The organism is Enterococcus sp. S183_ASV_20 (genome assembly GCF_018919685.1).
GTDB classification, from domain to species: domain Bacteria; phylum Bacillota; class Bacilli; order Lactobacillales; family Enterococcaceae; genus Enterococcus; species Enterococcus faecalis.
Map to the genome: position 1 here is coordinate 18,282 of NZ_JAHLRI010000005.1, position 18,935 is coordinate 37,216.

Below are 18,935 nucleotides of genomic sequence, written 5' to 3' on the forward strand. Positions count from 1 at the left end.
TAGGAATAATAAAAGAAACAAGAAATGAGGGAATCAAATGGAAAAATTAGCGATTGGTGTCGACGTTGGCACCACGCAAGCCAAAGCAGTGGCTTTTCAACCCAATGGCACAGTCGTAGCTTCTAGCTATGTGCGTTATCCATTAATTCAAGAGACTGAAGGAATGGCGGAGCAAGACCCAGAGACGCTGTTCCAAGCTGTGGTGAACTGTATTCGAACCGTCACACAACAAGTGAAGAATCAACCAATTGGGCTCATTTCTTTTGCTTCAGCGATGCATGGCTTAATTGCCATGGATGCGCAAGGACGTCCATTGACCCAAGTGATTACTTGGGCTGACACACGAGCATCTGATTATGCGGAAGCGTTAAAAGAAACGCCAGCGGCCCAATTGTTTTATCAATTGACAGGCATGCCAGTTCATCCAATGGCGCCTTTGTACAAGATTCGCTGGCTGCAGGAAAATCAGCCAGCCGTTGCGCAGAGCGCGGCCAAGTTTATTGGGATTAAGGACTACATTTTTTACCGTTTCTTTGGCGAATACTGGACAGATTATAGTAGTGCTTCGGGGATGGGTTTATTTAATATTCACACGCGGCAATGGGAATCGTCGATTTTAGCGTATTTATCTATTGAGGAGGAACAGTTGCCAAAAGTTGCCCCGTCAACGTTCATTTTTCCAGCGTTAGCGCCTTCTTGGCAAGAGATGCTTGGTGTTGAGGAGGAAACGGTTTTAGTTCTTGGTGGCGCGGATGGTCCATTGTCTAATTTAGGTTTGGGAGCGCTAGGAATGGGTGTAGCGACTTTGACCGTTGGTACGAGCGGCGCACTTCGGTATATTGTCGAAGAACCTTTTTTGCATCCGCAAGGTGAAACGTTTTGTTTTGCTCTAGATGAACAGCACTGGGTGATTGGTGGCGCAAGTAGTAATGGTGCAGTTGCGTTAGATTGGGCGAGCCAAACGATTTTTGCAGAAGAACGTCAGCAAGCTATCCAAAACGGGACCAATCTCTATGACCCAATTATGGCCAAAATTGCAACCGTGCCAGCTGGGGCAAATGGCTTACTGTTTCATCCTTATTTGCTTGGTGAACGAGCACCGCTGTGGAATGCAGAGGCGAGCGCAAGTTTTATTGGCTTGCGCAAAAATCACCATGCTGGACATTTAGCTCGAGCGGTGGTGGAAGGCATCTGTTTCAATTTAAAAACCATTTTAGAAGATTTGAAACAACTCGGTGGACCCGTTCAGGAGATTCGGGCGACAGGCGGCTTTGCTGATTCCCCTGTGTTCCGTCAAATTATGGCTGATGTGCTGGGAGAAACGTTATCGTTCACTGATAGCACCGAAGCTTCGGCATTAGGCGCTGTTTTGCTAGGTTGGCAAGGCTTAGGGCAGTTACCAAATTTACAAGCAGCGGCGCAACAGGTGCTGATTCATGAAACGGTCACGCCACGAGCGGATCAATTGCTAGTTTATCAAGAACTGTATCCTGTTTTTCAAGAAACCCAACAAGTTTTAGCACAAAGTTATCAAAAATTAGCAGAATTCCGCAAATAATTGATAGTAAATAGCTTTGACAAATGGCTGAGAAGTTGCTTAACTAGAAGAGAGACGAAGACTTGAGGAAATGAGGATGAGGAATGAAGAAGCAGCTACTATCACTATTTCTGTTATTCATTGGGGCGTTAGCAAGCTGCAGTGCACCGTCTCGTTCCGGCGAAAAAGCAGCGCAACAGTTGGTAGATTACTTTATTTATCAAGAAAAGCCAGAGACATTCTCTCAAACTTTTCGTGAACCGAAAGTCTTAGCGGAGCATTTGCAGACGAGCCGTCAACAGTTCCAGAAGCAATTTTTCAATAGCTTAAAAGAAATGAACGCTGAAGTCACCGAGACTGAAGCCCAGAAGCTTAGCGCAGAATTACTGGCTCAAGTGAAGAAAAAAGCGTCATATCACCTAGTAGCCACGAAAGAATTGAATGGGCAAGCGACAATCACTTTTCAGATTAAGGGCTTAGATTTTGTGACGGCGATTGAAGATACAACCACTGCTCTTCTTCAGCAAACGCAACAGGCAACACAAGCGCTAGACATGCAGCACACGTTAGCCGTTTTAAAAAAAGAAATCCAACAAATCAATGTCAGCCATGAGCCAGTTGAACTGCCATTAACGGTTAAGCAAGTAGAAGGACAATGGTACTTGCCGGCAGTGGAGCAACTGAGACTGAATCAGTTTTTTTTAGCTTTCGTCACAGGAAAAGAAGATACTGACCAGTTGACAGAGGCGCTCGACACGATCCTCACTCAAGCGGAACAAAAAGTCGTCACTGCGGATGAAAGAACAGCGATTGCAGGAAATTAATTAGATTCTTAATTGTAATTATTATAATTTGATAATAATTTTAAAAAAAGAAAGGTTTTCAGTGTACTTTTTTCACAATTCATATTACACTAAGAGTGTAGAAATAATATTTAGGAGGATGACAAAGAATGAAATTTGAAAAAACAAAAGAAATTTTGAACCAACTCGTTGCAGATTTAAGCCAATTTTCCGTGGTAATTCATCAAACACATTGGTATATGCGTGGACCTGAATTTTTAACACTTCACCCACAAATGGATGAATACATGGATCAAATCAATGAGCAATTAGATGTTGTTTCAGAACGTTTAATCACATTGGACGGCTCTCCATTCTCAACATTGCGTGAATTCGCAGAAAATACAAAAATTGAAGATGAAATTGGTAACTGGGACCGCACCATTCCAGAGCGTATGGAAAAATTAGTAGCAGGCTACCGTTACTTAGCAGACCTTTACGCAAAAGGAATCGAAGTTTCTGGTGAAGAAGGCGACGACTGCACACAAGACATTTTCATCGCAAACAAAACAGACATCGAAAAAAATATTTGGATGTTACAAGCCAAACTTGGCAAAGCGCCTGGTATTGACGCATAATTTAAAACAACTCCCAAAGCCGCTGACGTTGACGTTGGCGGTTTTTTTCTGTTTAAAAGGCACAAAAAAATAAGTGAAAATCTATTTTCTGAAAGCGCAGAAAAACATTGACTTTATCAGTGATTGAAGGTAAAATATTAAATGGTATTGTTTGCCCCACAATGAGCCCCGGAAACTCAAGTGTATGTCAAACATCGAAAACAAAATTGGAGGAAAGAAACGTGCGTACAACATATATGGCCAAAGCTGGCGAAGTAGAACGTAAATGGTACGTAGTAGATGCAACAGATGTTCCTTTAGGACGTCTATCAGCAGTTGTTGCTTCTGTACTACGTGGTAAAAATAAACCAACATTCACACCACATGTGGATACTGGAGATTTCGTAATCGTAATTAACGCTGATAAAGTAAAATTAACAGGTAAAAAAGCTACAGACAAAATTTACTACCGTCACTCAATGTATCCTGGAGGATTAAAATCAGTGACTGCTGGTGAATTACGCGACAAAAACTCTCGCCGTCTTATCGAAACTTCTGTAAAAGGTATGCTACCTAAAAACACTTTAGGACGTAAACAATTTACTAAATTGAACGTATACGGTGGAGCTGAGCATCCACATGCTGCACAACAACCAGAAGTATTAGATATCACGAACTTAATTTAAGGAGGGAAATTCATTGGCACAAGTACAATATAGCGGCACAGGCCGTCGTAAAAATGCAGTTGCTCGCGTACGCTTAGTACCAGGTACTGGTAAAATTACTGTAAACAAAAAAGACGTAGAAGAATATATTCCACATGCTGACTTGCGTGAAGTTATCAACCAACCATTTGGCGTAACTGAAACAAAAGGCGCTTACGATGTAATCGTAAACGTAAACGGTGGTGGCTATGCTGGACAATCAGGAGCTATCCGTCACGGAATCGCTCGTGCATTGTTACAAGTAGATCCTGACTTCCGTTCTGCTTTAAAACGCGCTGGGTTACTTACTCGTGACGCACGTATGGTTGAACGTAAAAAACCAGGTCTTAAAAAAGCTCGTAAAGCTTCACAGTTCTCAAAACGTTAATTATTTGGAGTCGTTGCGAACATGTTCGCTTACCAATCAATTACAATGTTTCAAGACACTTTCTCGCAATGAGAAAGTGTCTTTTTTATCAATCTCTCTAACCCAACCCAATCCTCTCCAAAAAATGGTATCATTAAGTAATGAAACATAACCATAAAAAATAACAAATATCGGATGCAAAAAATGAGTAGTGTGGTTTGTCAAAGTTGTGGGGCGAATGCGTTTAAATGGTACGATACCGCTGATCAAGTGGTGGAATGTAAGTATTGTCATTCCAAACAAGCTTTTATAAAAGGTATGGGCGTCGAGTCAGCCATAAAAGTTGTTGGGGGAAAAGAAGAAGCGGAGACGGATTCTGAATACCAAGAACGGATTATTCATCAATTTGGTTTGAAAGATCAAGTGATTGAAGTGAAGAATTATTCATTAATCGATATTCCGTTAACATTTATTGTTTGGTTGTATTTGGATATTTTATTAGGAGCGTTGTTCATCTGTGGTGGTTTTCTATCTAAAAACTATCGAGCTTGGTACGCCAATTTACTGCGTTGGCACTTTTGTGGTTGGCGTTATACAAAGTCAGCGACTGAAAAAGAGAAGGCAAGTCAACGGATTAGAGGCAGTCTGTTGATTAAATGGCTACTTCAAGAGGACCCCGACAAAACGAAAAAATTAATAATGGTTGGCGTGTCCATCCTGTTCACTGTCCTGTTCGTTTACACTACAGGAAATGGCGCTGCCTAAACGAAATATTTATTGAAACACTTTCTGTTGATAGAAAGTGTTTTTTTTATACCATTAATGGAGTAAGTGAGTATTTCAGTGTTTCGTCAATGTTTTTCTATATTCATTAGGAGAGAGTGTATAGAGAGCTGAAAAATTTTTATAAAATTGGCTTACGTTTGAAATACCAACATTTTGAGAGATTTCAGCGATTGATAATTCTGAATAACGCAATAATTGTATCGCATTTTTCATCCTTTGTTCTGTTTGAATTTCTTTAAAGGTTTTATTGAAAGTCTGCTTGATTAACTGAGATAAATATTTTGGATGGTAATTAAATAATAATGCGGTTTCCTTTAATGTACAGGTGCGAGCATTTTTTTCTATATAATCGATAATTTCTAACATATGGCTGGTTTTATTGCTAATAGGGGCAACTTTCTTTGTGGAATTCTTCTGATAATCACGGATAAGCTGAATAAAAATTAATGAAAAGAGTGCTTCTATCGCATGTTTACTAAAAGTATCATTTTGGAAATATTCACAAATTAGTTGATTGAGAAAAGCAATTGTATTTTTATGGTTATTCTGAAAAATCATATAGCCGTCATGGTGGTTATTTTCAGTAATTGCTGAAAATAAAAAAGTACTTAAAATGCTTGTTTCACCTAAGCCCATAATAAATGCTCGTGAAAAAAAGTCATTGCTTAGACTAATATTAAAGACTATATCTTTTTCACTTAGTCTGCCTTTTGAGCGAAGAACATGCCGATCAACAATGCATAAATCTCCTTCTTTTAGTAATACCTCGGTTCCGTTTACTTGATAATGACAGCTTCCAGAATAGACATAATTAAGATTTAAATTAGTATGTACATGTAATGGTACATCTGTGAATCGCGAATCTCTTCTAATTTCAATAAGGTTTTGTTTTAAATTTGGTAATTGAAACTGATAGACTTCTTGATCATGTAACAGAATTTTGTCTAGTTGTTCATAAATAGGGCTATGATAATTGGGATCCTCTAAATAATGGTGTTCGCTGTGGGTTAACAGAAATAAGTCTGATGGGAGTTGATTTAACAATTTTATCACCTTACCTTTTGTTATCAATGTTCTGGAAAACGATTATTGAAAGCGTTTTTTATAATTGTATAATTCAAGTATAACTAGTGATTGATATTTGTACAAGTATTGAAATACAAGTTGAATAGGAGGGTTATTGATGGATGTTCAAAAATTATGTCAAAGCATTTTGTCAAACATAGGCGGAGCCAAAAATGTGAAAAGTGTTACTCATTGTGCAACTCGCTTGCGTTTAACGTTAAATGATGAAGAGAAAATACAGCAAGAGTCTATAAATGATTTAGACGGCGTAATGGGCAGTATTGTTACCGGAGGACAATATCAAATAATTATTGGTCAAAGTGTCGGAACTGTTTATGCACACTTTACTCAGTTGCTGTCAACTGAGTCTGAAAGTGATCTGAGTCATCAAGAAATGGCCGAGCCAAGTAAACCATCAAAAAAAGGGATTATTCCACAAGTATTAGATACAATTACAGGTATTTTTACACCGCTGTTACCTGCAATCACCGCTGCAGCAATGATAAAAACAGTACTGGTGCTTTTAGATTTGTTCCATTTAATTGATCCTGCAGGTGGTACTTATCAAATTTTGACATTTGCTGGCGATACTGCTTTTTATTTTATGCCTGTTTTAGTTGCTTATTCTGCCTCAATAAAGTTTCGTTTGAATCCTTATTTAGGAACAATTATTGGCATGCTGCTGCTACATCCGACCTTCGTTTCATTGGTAAGTGAAGGTAAACCATTAAAGATGTTTGGCTTTTTACCAATTACGTTAGCTAATTATAGTTCAACTGTGATTCCAATTATCTTAATTATATGGGTAGCTTCCTATGTGGATCGTTATGTCGAACGTTTTTGTCCTGAGTCAGTAAAGTTTTTCTTGCGGCCATTAGTGACATTTTTTATTATGATTCCTTTAGCTTTGGGAATTATTGGTCCATTAGGAAGTTGGGTTGGACAAGGATTAGGAATTGTCTTAAATTTAGTTCAAAATTATGCTGTTTGGGTGCTACCATTTATTTTTGGTGCGTTATCGCCAGTCTTCATTATGACTGGCATGCATTATGCGGTAACAATTCCTCTCGTTTTACAATCTATCAGTTCCAATGGATTTGATATGTTAGGAATTGGGTTTTTAGTTTCTAATTTTGCTCAAGCAGGCGCAGCAATTGCTGTAGGTCGCTTTGCAAAGAGTCAGAAAGTACGAGGGTTGGCTTTTTCTTCAGGATTTACTGCACTGTTAGGAATTACCGAACCAGCTTTGTATGGCGTGAATTTAAAATATAAAAAACCGTTTTTAGCAGTGATTATTGCTGGTGCAATGAGTGGTTTACTTGCGGGCTTCCTGAATGTTAAGCGAATGACTTTTGCGCCAACAGGAATTACGACATTGCCTATTTTTATTGATCCAACGAATCAATGGAATTTTATTTTTGCAATTGTCTGTGCAGTGGCTAGTTTTATTTTAGCTTTTATTATAACGAGTGGTCTAGTTTATAAGGACCAGTATTTACGTAATGAATTGGAGGAAAAGTAAAATGACTTACACATTTTCAAAGGATTTTTTATGGGGCGGGGCTATTTCGAGTGGTCAAGCAGATGGTGGTTATTTAGAAGATGGCAAAGGTGTGGATACACAATCAATGCGTTACTTTGACCCTAACTGGAATCGTGAAGAACGGAATCGAAACAGAGATATTAATATGACCAGTGAGCGTTTCGAGCAAGCGCTGGTTGCAGAAGGCGATCGCAATTATCCCTTTAGAAGAGGGATTGATTTTTATCATAGATATAAAGAGGATTTAGCGTTGTTTGAAGAAATGGGGATGAATATTTTCCGAACATCCATTGATTGGTCGCGTATTTATCCAAATGGAGATGACGAGAGTCCTAATGAAGCAGGAATACAATTTTATGTTGATCTATTTACTGAATGCCAAAAAAGAGGAATGAAAGTCTTTGCTACAATGCTTCACTATGGGATTCCAGTTAATTTAGTGACCAAATATGGTGGTTGGAAAAGTAGAAAGACTATTGATTTTTTTGAAGTCTATGCACGTACATTGTTTGAGCGTTTAGGTGATTTAGTGGACTATTGGCTACCTTTTAATGAAATTAACTGTAATAGATTTAATCCATACAATGGATGTGCCGTTATTGAAGATCAAGAAGAAAACTATAACCAAAGTATTTTTCAAGCAGGACATAATCAGTTCGTGGCAAATGCAAGAGCAATTAAAGCTGCAAAAGAAATACTAGGCGAACCAATGATTGGTGGAATGATTGCACGATTTACAACATATCCTGCGACCTGTAAGCCAGAAGATGTAATGCAAAGCATTTTGGATGAGAACTATAAGAATTATTTTTATACGGATGTTTTAGCAAGAGGAAAATATCCTAGCTATACAAAGCGAATGTTTGATGAGTTAGGAATTACGATAGAAGTCGCTCCTGGAGATTTAGAATTATTAGCAGAGAATAAAGTAAACTTCCTATCATTTTCGTACTATATGTCAATGATAACTAGTGTCAGTCCTGATTATGAAATTACCAGCGGAAACTTACTAAGCGGGATGAAAAATCCTTACTTAGAAACAAGTGACTGGGGATGGCAAATTGATCCAATTGGTTTGAGAATTTCTCTAAACGAGATGTATGATCGCTATCAATTACCGCTGTTTATTGCTGAAAATGGGTTAGGTGCTTATGATCAAGTAGAAGAGGATGGCGCAATTCATGACCCTTATCGGATTGACTATTTAGAAAAGCATTTACAACAAATGAGTGAAGCAATTGCTGATGGTGTAGAGCTTTTAGGCTATACTATGTGGGGAATCATCGATATCATTTCATGTGGAACCATTGAAATGTCTAAACGGTATGGTGTTATTTACGTGGATAGTGATGATGCAGGGAATGGAACGCTTGCAAGAAGTAAAAAAGATTCATTTTATTGGTATAAAGAGGTTATTTCTACAAATGGAGAAAGTTTGAATCGGTGATTTGCTGTTAGTGAAGAAAAATAAAAAGGGCATCTATTGAGATCCTTTAGTAAAAAGAGCTTGGGCCATAAGTCGAAATAACTTACGGTCCAAGCTCTTTCCCATCCCCTCCTCACCGAGAAGACAAAATTTCATAAATCACATAGAGTTCCCAGTTGGAAATTTCTATTCGATAAAACTGTTCTAGAGTATAGAAAATGTTTTTAGCGTTTTGGAAAAATGGTTTTTGGTTAATGGTTAGTTCCTCTAGGTTAGCAGGGACTTCATAGTCTTCAACGCCGAGCATGGTTCGCTCTACCATGAGCGCGTTGTGCATCATTAAGTTAAATTTCATTTTGCCGCTGAGTGTGAGATCGAAGCGTTTTTCAATGTTTTTTGTAACGTTTTCGACTTGTTTAATAATGACGTCAGGATTTAGAAATTCTAGTTTTTCTGACAAGCCTTCTTTCGAGAAGAAGTGAACAAATTCGTTAATCATGCTATCGATGTTATTGGGATGCATCAAGTTTTGGAAAGGTTCCATCAACTGGGTTCCTGCATCTTCGTCTAACATGTCTAAGAGGTTCACGCTAGCAACATTCGTATGATTGTCTAAGTAGGACGTCGTCAAAATGAGCGAGGTTTCTTTTAAATAATTTTCTTCGGCGTTGGCAATGTCCAACGTGTTTACCAAATCTTTGTATTTTAGAGTAATGACTTTAATATCAGTATACAGGTATTTTTGACAGATTTGTTTGATTTGCTTGGCAATATCCAGACCTGAAATACTAGAGACAATGATATTTTTTTCCACTGAAAAGCCTTCAAAGTATTGTACATCGGTTTTAAATTTTTTTTCAGCGGTTTTAGCAATACCATAGAAAAGTTGTTCGTTCATTAATTGATGGCCAATTTCCAACGCATAGGCAGTGGTCAGGTTATTGATCACCAAAAGTTCTCCAAGAATTTGCGGTTTCAAACTTTTATAAAGTTGTGTCAGGGAACCCATATCGACGAGCATAATGACGCCTTGTGATGTGTCCCGCTGAGAAAGCCAGTCTTTAACTTCGGCGACGATATCTCGGACGGAGGAGGTTAAGGGCATGTTAATCGCATCGAAAATATAGGTACCACATAATTTGTTGGCAACGGCTTGAATACTTGTGGCAGTCGATTCACCATGCGCCACGAGGAGCGCTTGGTAAGGAATCGTTTCAGAAATTTCTCCGCTAAGTAATACAGATAAGAGTACCTCTGTCAAGAAACGGTATTCTTCTGGCAGCGGACTGACTAAGTTTTTCACGAGGGAAACTGTTCGCGGATAGTGTTCTTTTAACTGTGCTTGGACTGGAAGGAGCATTGTTTCGTTAAATGTTGGCGGTAAAATTTTCAGCAATTTGGCAACATCTTTCATCGGTTTTTCAGTTTGCTCAGGTTGGTTAATAATTAGTTTGTTTTTGGTTTGGACTTCCGTGACTAGGTTTTGTAAAAAATAATCATTTTCTAAGGTTATTTCATCGTCTAAACAATATTTAATGAATTGTGTCAGTTCAGTTTTTAAGTGGGCCAGTGTTTTTTCTTTTGTAAATAAGGCTTCAAATGTTGCGAAAATATCGGAAGAAAGTGTGTCTTCTTCTAACACTTCTTTGTCTAAAGGAATCGCAATCATTGGTTGAGTCGCATCGCCAATGACGACGGGTTGATTGGGCAAAGTTTTTCGTAATTGCGACGCGCAAAGGAGCTGCACTTTGTTGGATAAGCTCCCCACGTTACCAGGTTCGTCATTTTCTAATAATGCCGTAAAGATTTCTTCGTCCACGTTGATGTCTTTGGTCATTCGTTTTGCTTCTCGGTGGAATAAGTTTTTCAAAATCGCAATCCGTTCTCGAATGGGGCGCTCTTTGAAGTTCGGAAGTGAGACGATTACGGAAATTCGGCGATAAAAGGTTGGTAATAAGACTTTTTTCGGGTTTTCGGTGGTCGCAAATAGTAGCCGGACCTTGGAATGGACCATTTTTCCTTCTTCACCAATAGGGCGGAAGGTCCCGGTATCCATAAACTGAAAGAGTTTTTCTTGGTTTTCGTTGGATAATCGATGTACTTCATCTAAAAAGAGTACGGAATTATTAGCTTGGGCCAAGAGTCCTTGTTTTTCTGATTCAGCCCCAGTGAATGCGCCTTTGGTATGGCCGAAGAGAATGGATGATAGCAATTCGGGATTATTGGCATAATCGGCACAGTTAAAGGTATAGAATTTTTCCAGGCCAATGATTTGTTCGTTTTTTAGATACTCATAAATCAGTTTTGCCAAAAAGCTTTTGCCGACGCCACTGGCTCCATGGATTAATAAAGGCATACCCAATGGGGGATACAACATAGCGGCTTTGCATTGTTCAATGGCTTTTTTGGCGCTGCCTTGGCTACCGATGTATTGTCGAAACACATCGGTCGTGGGGGTTGTTGCACGGGTTAATTGCCAATAAACGGGTTTTTTTCCCGTTTGTTGGACTTCACCTTTTTCCAATAATTTATTTAAGTATAAGCTGGTTACCGAGCGGCTTAATTGAATTTTTGTGGCAATTTCTTGTGTGCTCATCGGGGTGTTGCTGGTTTCTAAAATATCAACTAAGTGTTGGTAGGTCTCCAAGCGCATGATTCATCGTCCTTCCAAAAGAGAGGTCGGGAAAGGGGTTGCTTCTGTTCCCGCCGTTTATCAGCTTTTAAGCCTGAGATAAAAATCACTTTGGATTTTTGTCTCAGGCTCTAAGTGTTTAATAATTAAATGTTTATTGTTTCAATTTTAACAGATGCCTAGTAATCCTAGCAAGATGCCTAAGAACATGATACCAAACATCACCACGTTAACATTGACTTTTTTGCGTAATAGCCAGAAAGCAAGTAATGTCACGGCTAATGGTACGATACCGACGAATAGTTGATCCAAATAGTCTTGGATTTTAACTACGTCTTTGCTTCCTTTAACGGAAACTTCAAGAATCGTTTTGAATTTTACATTTGAAGCAGTCATACTGCCCATCATCATTAAGCCTAGCATACTTGATACTTTTGTGAGTATCTTCATTCCGCCTGATTCGTACATTTTTTGGATAAAACTTTCACCGATTGAATAGCCGCTATACAACGCATAATAGTGAATTAAGAACGCAGGAACGTTGTATAAAAGTAAGAAGACAATCGCCCCTAATGGCGAACCAGTGCTGGCTAATGAAATCCCAATACCAGCAGCAATAACACGTAAGATGCCCCAGAAGAAGGAATCACCGATGCCTGAAAGTGGCCCCATTAGTGAGGCTTTAACTGCTGTAATAGAGCTAGCATCAAAGTTTTCGTCTTCACTGTTTTGTTTTTCCATCGAAGCAACGAGCCCCATGATGAAGTTATTGATATGCATGGTTGCATTGAACCAAGTGGTGTGACGCACCAATGCCTCGGCCCGTTCTTCCTTGGTTTTATAAAAACGATTGATAACTGGGAGTAAAGTGTACATGACACCCACTGCGTGGTATTGTGTAGCTCCTGTCCGGCTAGCGTTCATCGTCCAAGAACGCCAGAAAACAGAGCGCATCATTTTTTTCTCTTCTTTAGATAAATTCTCTTTTAACTTCATGCGAAAAAGTCCTCCTCTTCGATTTCTTTCGCGCTGCCTTCAACCGCAGAAGACGCCGCAGGTTTTCTTTTTAGAATGTCGCGAAATTCTACATCCCGTTGGGCACTCACGACACAAATTACTGTCCCGATGACCGCTACCGCAACGGCTGGTAATTGTAGGTACGCGGTTAAAACAAAGCCTAAAATGTAAAAGACAGCTAATTTATTATCCCATAATAGTTTCATTAACATAGCAAACCCAACTGCAGGTAAAAGTCCGCCAGCTGCGCTTAAGCCGTTCATCAAATTTTGTGGAATGCTTTCAACAAACAGATTTACTGGCCCGCTTCCTGCTAAAATTCCGATAAATGAAATCGAAGCGATGATTAAATAATAAATAATCCACGTTCCGTAATGCAGTGTCACAACCATTTTTTGGTTGCCTTCACGTGCTGCTTTGTCAAGAGAAGGAGCAAAGATATTCATAAAGACATTTTTTAAAAACATCACCACGAAAGCGGCTAACATCCCAATTGGTACGGCTAACGTCATGGCGGCTTTTTGTTCGACATTTGAAATAATTGCAAACGTTGTGGCTAAAGTAGTCGCAGTTACAGGTTCCGCTGCGATAACACCACCGATATTAACATTTCCTAAGAAAATTGCTTCCAAAGAGGCCCCCATTAAGACCCCTGTTTTCATGTCGCCCATTAAAATTCCTGTGACTAATCCAACGACTAAGGGACGTTCCATCATACTTTGACCAGTTAAATAATTCCCAGCAAAACAGATAAATACAGCTAAGGCTGCCATTGTTGCATGCATAAGCATTGTTCATTTCCTCCTTTTAATTGACGGCTTGTTTTAGACTTAATTTTGAGTTGGTTGGCAGTACTTGGTTATAGCTTTCCACGTGAGTCAAACTGGCTAATTCTTTGGCAGCTTCTAACTCTTCAGGGTTTAATTGGACACTCGGGAAAACCATTGTTTTGGTGGCTGGATCTGATTTATCAAAGCGGCCAGCGTTGGCAACATTCACACTTTCAATATCTGTCACGTTTTTCGCAATTTTAGTAGCATCCGCTACACTGTTCACAATTACAAAAATTCGTTTGTCTTTGCCCCGAGGATCATTAAAGACATCAATCGCATCATCAACTGAGCGAATTAATAGTTTCATGCCATTAGGGACAGCCATTTTTAACGTCATTTGCATTACTTCGTTTTTGGCTGCTTCATCATTCGCTACAACTAATAAGGGGGCATTCAATTCTTTGGTCCAAACTACGGCTACTTGGCCGTGAATTAATCTGTCGTCTACTCGTACTTGTGTAATCATTTTAATTTCCTCCTAAAAAAAGTTTTCTTCTTCATTTGATGGGTTTAATTCAACGAATTGAATTTGTGCTTCAGCAATTGCTGCTTGAATATCTTCTTTGGTTAGCTTTTCGCCTTCTTTTAAGAAAATCAGAGATAAGACAATGGCTAAGTTGGCATTGGAAATGATAAAAACATTGTCTGGTTTTGTCGTCATGACTTCTTGAACAATTTTTTGATTGACACTACCACCATATAAATCTGTTAAAATAATAGCTTGTTCTTCTGCGCCAAGGGACTGAAGAAACGTTTGAATAATTGGCGTGTAGTCCTCAGGAGTCACATAGGCATTGATGACCGCCAGCTCTTTTCCTTTGTCTGCGAGAATATCCAAGGAACTTTGGAAGCCTTTCGCTAAGTTTCCGTGACTAGCAATTAAAAATTTTCTTTTCATTCTTTTCACCTCACTTTTATATAAAGCAAGTTCTGTGCCAAAAAAAGAGAACTCTAAATCCTTGATTTGAAAGGAGTTTAACGTTCTTGAAACTGTTTAAACAGTTTTAAATCAAAATAAACACGTTAATCGTTGGCTAGTTTGTTGTTGAAAAATAACTAAGCAAGACTGTGAAATTTAATCAAAATAACCCCCGTTTTTATCGAGAAGTGTTACAATAATACTCATGAATATTTATACATTAAGGAGAGTTACGAATGACTGATGCTCTTGTGATACAAGATTTACGCAAAGTGTACGCTTCAGGTGTTGAAGCGTTGCGAGGGATTGATTTAACAGTCGAAGAAGGCGATTTTTATGCTCTTTTGGGACCGAATGGCGCAGGAAAATCAACGACGATTGGGATTGTGACCTCGTTAGTTAATAAGACTTCGGGGAAAGTCAAAATTTTTGGGTATGATTTAGATACGGAGATGGTGCGGGCGAAGCAACAGATTGGGTTAGTGCCGCAGGAGTTTAACTTCAATCCGTTTGAAACGGTCCAACAGATTGTGGTCAATCAAGCGGGCTATTATGGGGTGTCTCGTAAAGAAGCCATGAAACGGAGTGAAAAATATTTAAAACAATCCAACTTATGGGAAAAACGGAACGAGCGGGCGCGAATGCTTTCTGGCGGAATGAAACGTCGGTTAATGATTGCTCGCGCGCTGATGCATGAGCCGAAGTTATTGATTTTAGATGAACCAACTGCAGGTGTCGATATTGAATTGCGCCGTGAAATGTGGGCCTTTTTACAAGAGTTAAATGCGCAGGGAACCACGATTATTTTGACGACCCATTACTTAGAAGAAGCTGAGATGTTGTGTCGCAACATTGGGATTATTCAGTCTGGTGAATTGATTGAAAACACCAGCATGAAGCACTTGTTAGCAAAATTACAATTCGAAACGTTTATTTTTGATTTAGCACCTTATACGCAGGCGCCAGTTATTGAAGGCTATCAAAGTGTGTTTGAGGACGAGTTAACGTTAGCGGTGGAAGTAGAACGAAACCAAGGAGTCAATCACTTGTTTGAACAGCTAAGTCAACAAGGAATCAAAGTATTGTCAATGCGGAATAAGTCCAACCGTTTGGAAGAGCTCTTCTTGAAGATTACCGAGGATACGTACCATAGGGAGGATCAACATGTTTAGTCTGTATTTTACTGCTTTAAAAAGTTTAGCTGTGAAGGAAACCAACCGTTATTTACGGATTTGGGTCCAAACACTGGTACCGCCAGTGATTACGACGTCCTTATATTTTGTGATTTTTGGGAAAATGATTGGCGGGCGAATTGGCGACATGGGCGGTTTTTCTTATATGGAATTTATCGTGCCAGGTTTAATTATGATGTCAGCCATTACAAGCTCGTACGCCAATGTTTCATCTTCCTTTTTCTCACAAAAATTCCAGAAAAATATCGAAGAAATTCTCGTGGCGCCAGTTCCAACTCATGTGATTATTTGGGGATTTGTGATTGGTGGCGTTGGTCGTAGTATTTTGGTCGGCGCGTTAGTCACCATCATTTCTCTATTTTTTGTGCCATTGCACGTTGTTTCTTGGCTGATGGTCATCATGACTTTATTGATGACAGCGATTCTCTTTTCTTTAGCTGGTTTGTTAAATGGTATTTTTGCGCAATCCTATGATGATGTATCGATTGTGCCGACTTTTGTGTTACAGCCTTTAACCTATTTGGGTGGGGTTTTCTATGCCATTTCCATGTTGCCGCCATTTTGGCAAGCTGTCTCAAAAGTTAATCCGATTGTTTACATGATTTCTGGGTTCCGCTACGGTTTCCTAGGGGTTCAAGATGTGCCAATTGGTATTTCTATGACCATTTTAATCTTATTTATTGTCGTTTTATATGGCATTTGTTGGTACCTTGTAGAAACAGGGCGTGGTTTACGTAGTTAAGCCGTAAAAAGATTAAACTGTCTGAATCACTCATTCTAGCGAGCAGATTCAGACAGTTTTCTTGTTTCTAAGTATGCCTTTTTTGATTCTTCGTGCATTTCCCTGTATAATAGCAATGTTTCGCACCAGAATATGTCGACAAGTTGTCGTTGAAAATAAAGAAAAAATCAGAAACGGAGTATATGAAGATGAGCAAGAATTTTTGGGCAACATTGCCAAAGCCCTTTTTTGTTTTAGCACCGATGGAAGACGTCACTGATGTGGTCTTTCGTCATGTCGTGAAAGAAGCTGGGGCGCCAGATGTGTTTTTTACAGAATTTACTAATTCAGATAGTTATTGTCATCCTGAAGGGAAAGACAGTGTGCGCGGGCGCCTCGTTTTTACAGAAGATGAACAGCCGATGGTGGCACATATTTGGGGGGATAAACCGGAATTTTTCCGTGAAATGAGTATCGGCGTAGCGGAGATGGGCTTTCAAGGATTAGATATAAATATGGGCTGTCCTGTGCCCAACGTGGCTGAGCGTGGAAAAGGCAGCGGGCTAATTTTGCGCCCAGAAGTCGCGGCTGAATTGATTGACGCCGCCAAAGCAGGTGGCTTACCTGTTAGTGTCAAAACACGCATTGGGTTTACTGAAATGGCGGAAATGGAGGCATGGATCACGCATTTATTAGAGCAAGACATTGCGAATCTATCCATTCATTTGCGAACACGAAAAGAGATGAGTAAAGTGGATGCTCATTGGGAGGTCATTCCGCAAATTATGGCTATTCGGGACCGTGTCGCACCGCAAACGACAATTACGATTAATGGGGATATTCCCGATCGTCAAAAGGGCCTAGAATTAGCAGAACAATATGGTGTAGATGGCATCATGATTGGCCGGGGGATTTTTAAAAATCCTTATGCCTTTGAAAAAGAACCCAAAACGCATACGCCACAAGAATTGCTGGGCTTGCTACGTTTACAATTGGATTTGCAAGACAAATATGCGGAATTGGTGCCTCGTTCCATCGTTGGGCTGCATCGCTTCTTTAAAATTTATGTCAAAGGCTTTCCAGGTGCCAGTGATTTAAGAGCACAATTAATGAATACAAAATCAACGGATGAAGTGCGCCAGTTGTTAGCGACGTTTGAAGCAGAACATGGTGTGCTTGACTAAATAAAAAAAGAGAGGAGGTAGCATTTTAGCTAATGCTATCTCCTCTCTTTTGAATGCTTAATGCGCAATCATTTCTTGGGCAATTTCTTGTTTGCTTAAGTCGCTTGGATAATACGTTGGCCAGTTGTCCATTTCATTGAACAGACTTTCTTGGCTATCGCCGCCGAAGAAGATGTGGAAATGAGTGGCTTTCGTTGGTGCAATGTTGTGGTCGCTAAATTGGACGTATTTAAACCGCCCAGCATTGGCATCGTCTGTTTCAAAAAGGAAACGGACGCCACGGTTGCCTTTTGCATAGTTTAAAATTTTATAACCGGCTGCTTTATAGGTGAATTTTTGTGGTTTGCCATTGACCAGAAATTCAATGGTGGAATCAGTGATGTTGATGTGGTCGACATCGGTTTGATAGCCGGCATCATAGTAGGTTTTGTATTCGGCTGGTGTTTTATCTTTTTTCAGTTTCGCTTTGTAATCGAAGACTTGGTCTAATGTGCCATCTTTTAATAAAGGATAGACGGATTGCCAATTTCCAGCGTAATCTGTCAGTGTTCTCTCAGCCACCTCACTGTCTTTGAAATATCCGTTAGCCACGGTTTTTTCTGTTTTTTCAGAGGTTTCTGGCTGAGCCTCTTTCCCGGCTGTATCTGTTGTTTTTTTCAAAGCAGTTAAGTTTTCTTTCATTACAGAAAGATAATCTTCGCCATTGTCCATTTGTTTTTGTGTCAAACTTTCTAGCGGGTTTAGGACCTCCAATTGAACATTTGCTTCGTCAGCTAACGTTTTAGCAATTTTATCGTTGGCATTTTTTTCAAAATAAATATAGCGAATTTGATTGTCTGTGACATATTTTTTCAACTCTGCCAAACGCCCTGCAGTTGGCTCTTGTTCAGGTGTTAAACCAGCTATTGGCACTTGTTTTAAGCCGTAATCTAAGGCAAGATAACCAAATGCAGCATGTTGGGTAACAAAACTTTTTTGCTTAGCGTCTTTCAAAGCTGTTTGGAACTCTTTGTCTAATGCTGTTAATTTTGTTAAGTATTTTTCTGCGTTTGTTTCAAATGTTTTGGCTTTTTTAGGGTAAAGTTTGACTAATTGTTCTTTGATGTTTGTGACTTCTTGGATGGCACGATGGGGCGAAACCCAAGTATGCGGATCTAATTCATGGTGGTGGCCTTCTTCGCCATGTTCGTGGTCATGGTCGTGTCCGTCTTCGTCACTGCCAGGAAGTAAGACCATGTTTTCGGTACCTTTAATGACGTTTGGGGCTCCTTTTTTCCAGCCTTTAGCAGCTTTTGGTACCCAAGATTCCATATTTTCATTGTGGTAAACGAAAACATCCGCATCATGGATGGTAGCCATATCTTTGGCGGATGGTTCATAATCGTGTGGTTCAGAACCAGCAGGGATTAACAATTTGACGTCTCCTTCATCGCCTACAATATTTTTAGTGAAATCGTACATAGGATAAAAAGTCGTGACAATGGATAGTTTTTCTTTACCGTCAGCGGTTTTATCAGAGGTGTTTGTTTTGCCGCAAGCGCCGAAAAGGATTAGCGATAAGGCGGCTAACAGGGGAAGAGTAAATTTTTTCATAGGTGTGCTCCTTTAG

The 18,935-nt window shown here is 39.5% G+C and carries 18 protein-coding genes; 11 read left to right on the forward strand and 7 right to left on the reverse strand.

Annotation, left to right across the window (positions count from 1 at the left end; all coding sequences use genetic code 11):
* Positions 1-37: 37 nt before the first annotated feature.
* The 6 genes from KQI94_RS03220 to KQI94_RS03245 all read left to right on the forward strand — a co-directional run bounded on the left by KQI94_RS03220 (position 38) and on the right by KQI94_RS03245 (position 4,772).
* A complete protein-coding gene (locus KQI94_RS03220) occupies positions 38-1,558 on the forward strand; it encodes a gluconokinase (RefSeq protein WP_002368499.1) in 1,521 nt (506 codons plus the stop codon).
* Between the two features lie 83 nt (positions 1,559-1,641).
* Positions 1,642-2,361: a DUF5105 domain-containing protein gene (locus KQI94_RS03225; RefSeq protein WP_002368497.1), complete on the forward strand. Its 720-nt coding sequence runs from the start codon at positions 1,642-1,644 to the stop codon at positions 2,359-2,361.
* 128 nt (positions 2,362-2,489) lie between these two features.
* Positions 2,490-2,957 (forward strand): Dps family protein, encoded by a 468-nt coding sequence (locus KQI94_RS03230; protein ID WP_002354782.1) that lies wholly within the window; start codon positions 2,490-2,492, stop codon positions 2,955-2,957.
* Between the two features lie 236 nt (positions 2,958-3,193).
* Positions 3,194-3,622 (forward strand): 50S ribosomal protein L13, encoded by a 429-nt coding sequence (gene rplM, locus KQI94_RS03235; protein ID WP_048670019.1) that lies wholly within the window; start codon positions 3,194-3,196, stop codon positions 3,620-3,622.
* A 13-nt stretch (positions 3,623-3,635) separates the two neighbouring features.
* Positions 3,636-4,028, forward strand: coding sequence for a 30S ribosomal protein S9 (gene rpsI, locus KQI94_RS03240; RefSeq protein ID WP_002354786.1), 393 nt, complete (start codon positions 3,636-3,638; stop codon positions 4,026-4,028).
* 183 nt (positions 4,029-4,211) lie between these two features.
* Complete coding sequence (locus tag KQI94_RS03245) at positions 4,212-4,772, forward strand: hypothetical protein (RefSeq protein WP_024041659.1); 561 nt, start codon at positions 4,212-4,214, stop codon at positions 4,770-4,772.
* Positions 4,773-4,847: 75 nt separating this feature from the next.
* Here KQI94_RS03245 and KQI94_RS03250 read toward each other — a convergent pair whose 3' ends face one another.
* On the reverse strand, positions 4,848-5,846 hold the full coding sequence (locus tag KQI94_RS03250; RefSeq protein ID WP_002396794.1) for an AraC family transcriptional regulator: 999 nt from the start codon (positions 5,844-5,846) through the stop codon (positions 4,848-4,850).
* A 130-nt stretch (positions 5,847-5,976) separates the two neighbouring features.
* Between KQI94_RS03250 and KQI94_RS03255 the strand changes: the two genes are divergently transcribed.
* Both KQI94_RS03255 and KQI94_RS03260 read left to right on the forward strand, forming a co-directional pair.
* Complete coding sequence (locus KQI94_RS03255; RefSeq protein WP_002390685.1) at positions 5,977-7,380, forward strand: PTS transporter subunit EIIC; 1,404 nt, start codon at positions 5,977-5,979, stop codon at positions 7,378-7,380.
* Position 7,381: 1 nt separating this feature from the next.
* Complete coding sequence (locus tag KQI94_RS03260) at positions 7,382-8,848, forward strand: family 1 glycosylhydrolase (protein ID WP_002368492.1); 1,467 nt, start codon at positions 7,382-7,384, stop codon at positions 8,846-8,848.
* 112 nt (positions 8,849-8,960) lie between these two features.
* On the opposite strand, the gene KQI94_RS03265 is transcribed toward KQI94_RS03260, so the two are convergent.
* The 5 genes from KQI94_RS03265 to KQI94_RS03285 form a co-directional block, all read right to left on the reverse strand.
* Positions 8,961-11,480: a sigma 54-interacting transcriptional regulator gene (locus KQI94_RS03265; protein ID WP_002368491.1), complete on the reverse strand. Its 2,520-nt coding sequence runs from the start codon at positions 11,478-11,480 to the stop codon at positions 8,961-8,963.
* A 147-nt stretch (positions 11,481-11,627) separates the two neighbouring features.
* Positions 11,628-12,455: a PTS system mannose/fructose/sorbose family transporter subunit IID gene (locus tag KQI94_RS03270; RefSeq protein ID WP_002354796.1), complete on the reverse strand. Its 828-nt coding sequence runs from the start codon at positions 12,453-12,455 to the stop codon at positions 11,628-11,630.
* Positions 12,452-13,267, reverse strand: a complete 816-nt coding sequence (locus tag KQI94_RS03275) for a PTS mannose/fructose/sorbose/N-acetylgalactosamine transporter subunit IIC (protein WP_002365419.1) — start codon at positions 13,265-13,267, stop codon at positions 12,452-12,454. The genes KQI94_RS03270 and KQI94_RS03275 overlap by 4 nt, the downstream gene beginning before the upstream one ends.
* A gap of 16 nt (positions 13,268-13,283) precedes the next feature.
* Entirely contained in the window at positions 13,284-13,775 is a 492-nt protein-coding gene (locus KQI94_RS03280) for a PTS sugar transporter subunit IIB (protein WP_002354800.1), read from the reverse strand.
* A 12-nt stretch (positions 13,776-13,787) separates the two neighbouring features.
* The gene (locus KQI94_RS03285) at positions 13,788-14,207 is read right to left on the reverse strand and encodes a PTS mannose transporter subunit IIA (RefSeq protein ID WP_216454318.1); all 420 of its coding nucleotides are present in this window, start codon (positions 14,205-14,207) and stop codon (positions 13,788-13,790) included.
* A gap of 257 nt (positions 14,208-14,464) precedes the next feature.
* Here KQI94_RS03285 and KQI94_RS03290 point away from each other — a divergent pair, with 257 nt between their 5' ends.
* The 3 genes from KQI94_RS03290 to KQI94_RS03300 all read left to right on the forward strand — a co-directional run bounded on the left by KQI94_RS03290 (position 14,465) and on the right by KQI94_RS03300 (position 17,326).
* Entirely contained in the window at positions 14,465-15,400 is a 936-nt protein-coding gene (locus KQI94_RS03290) for an ABC transporter ATP-binding protein (RefSeq protein ID WP_002368489.1), read from the forward strand.
* Positions 15,393-16,163 (forward strand): ABC transporter permease, encoded by a 771-nt coding sequence (locus tag KQI94_RS03295; RefSeq protein ID WP_002354811.1) that lies wholly within the window; start codon positions 15,393-15,395, stop codon positions 16,161-16,163. Before KQI94_RS03290 ends, KQI94_RS03295 begins: the two co-directional genes overlap by 8 nt.
* Positions 16,164-16,351: 188 nt before the next feature.
* On the forward strand, positions 16,352-17,326 hold the full coding sequence (locus tag KQI94_RS03300) for a tRNA-dihydrouridine synthase (protein ID WP_002413934.1): 975 nt from the start codon (positions 16,352-16,354) through the stop codon (positions 17,324-17,326).
* A gap of 57 nt (positions 17,327-17,383) precedes the next feature.
* Here KQI94_RS03300 and KQI94_RS03305 read toward each other — a convergent pair whose 3' ends face one another.
* Positions 17,384-18,919, reverse strand: coding sequence for a zinc ABC transporter substrate-binding protein AdcA (locus KQI94_RS03305; protein WP_002390683.1), 1,536 nt, complete (start codon positions 18,917-18,919; stop codon positions 17,384-17,386).
* Between the last annotated feature and the right edge of the window lie 16 nt (positions 18,920-18,935).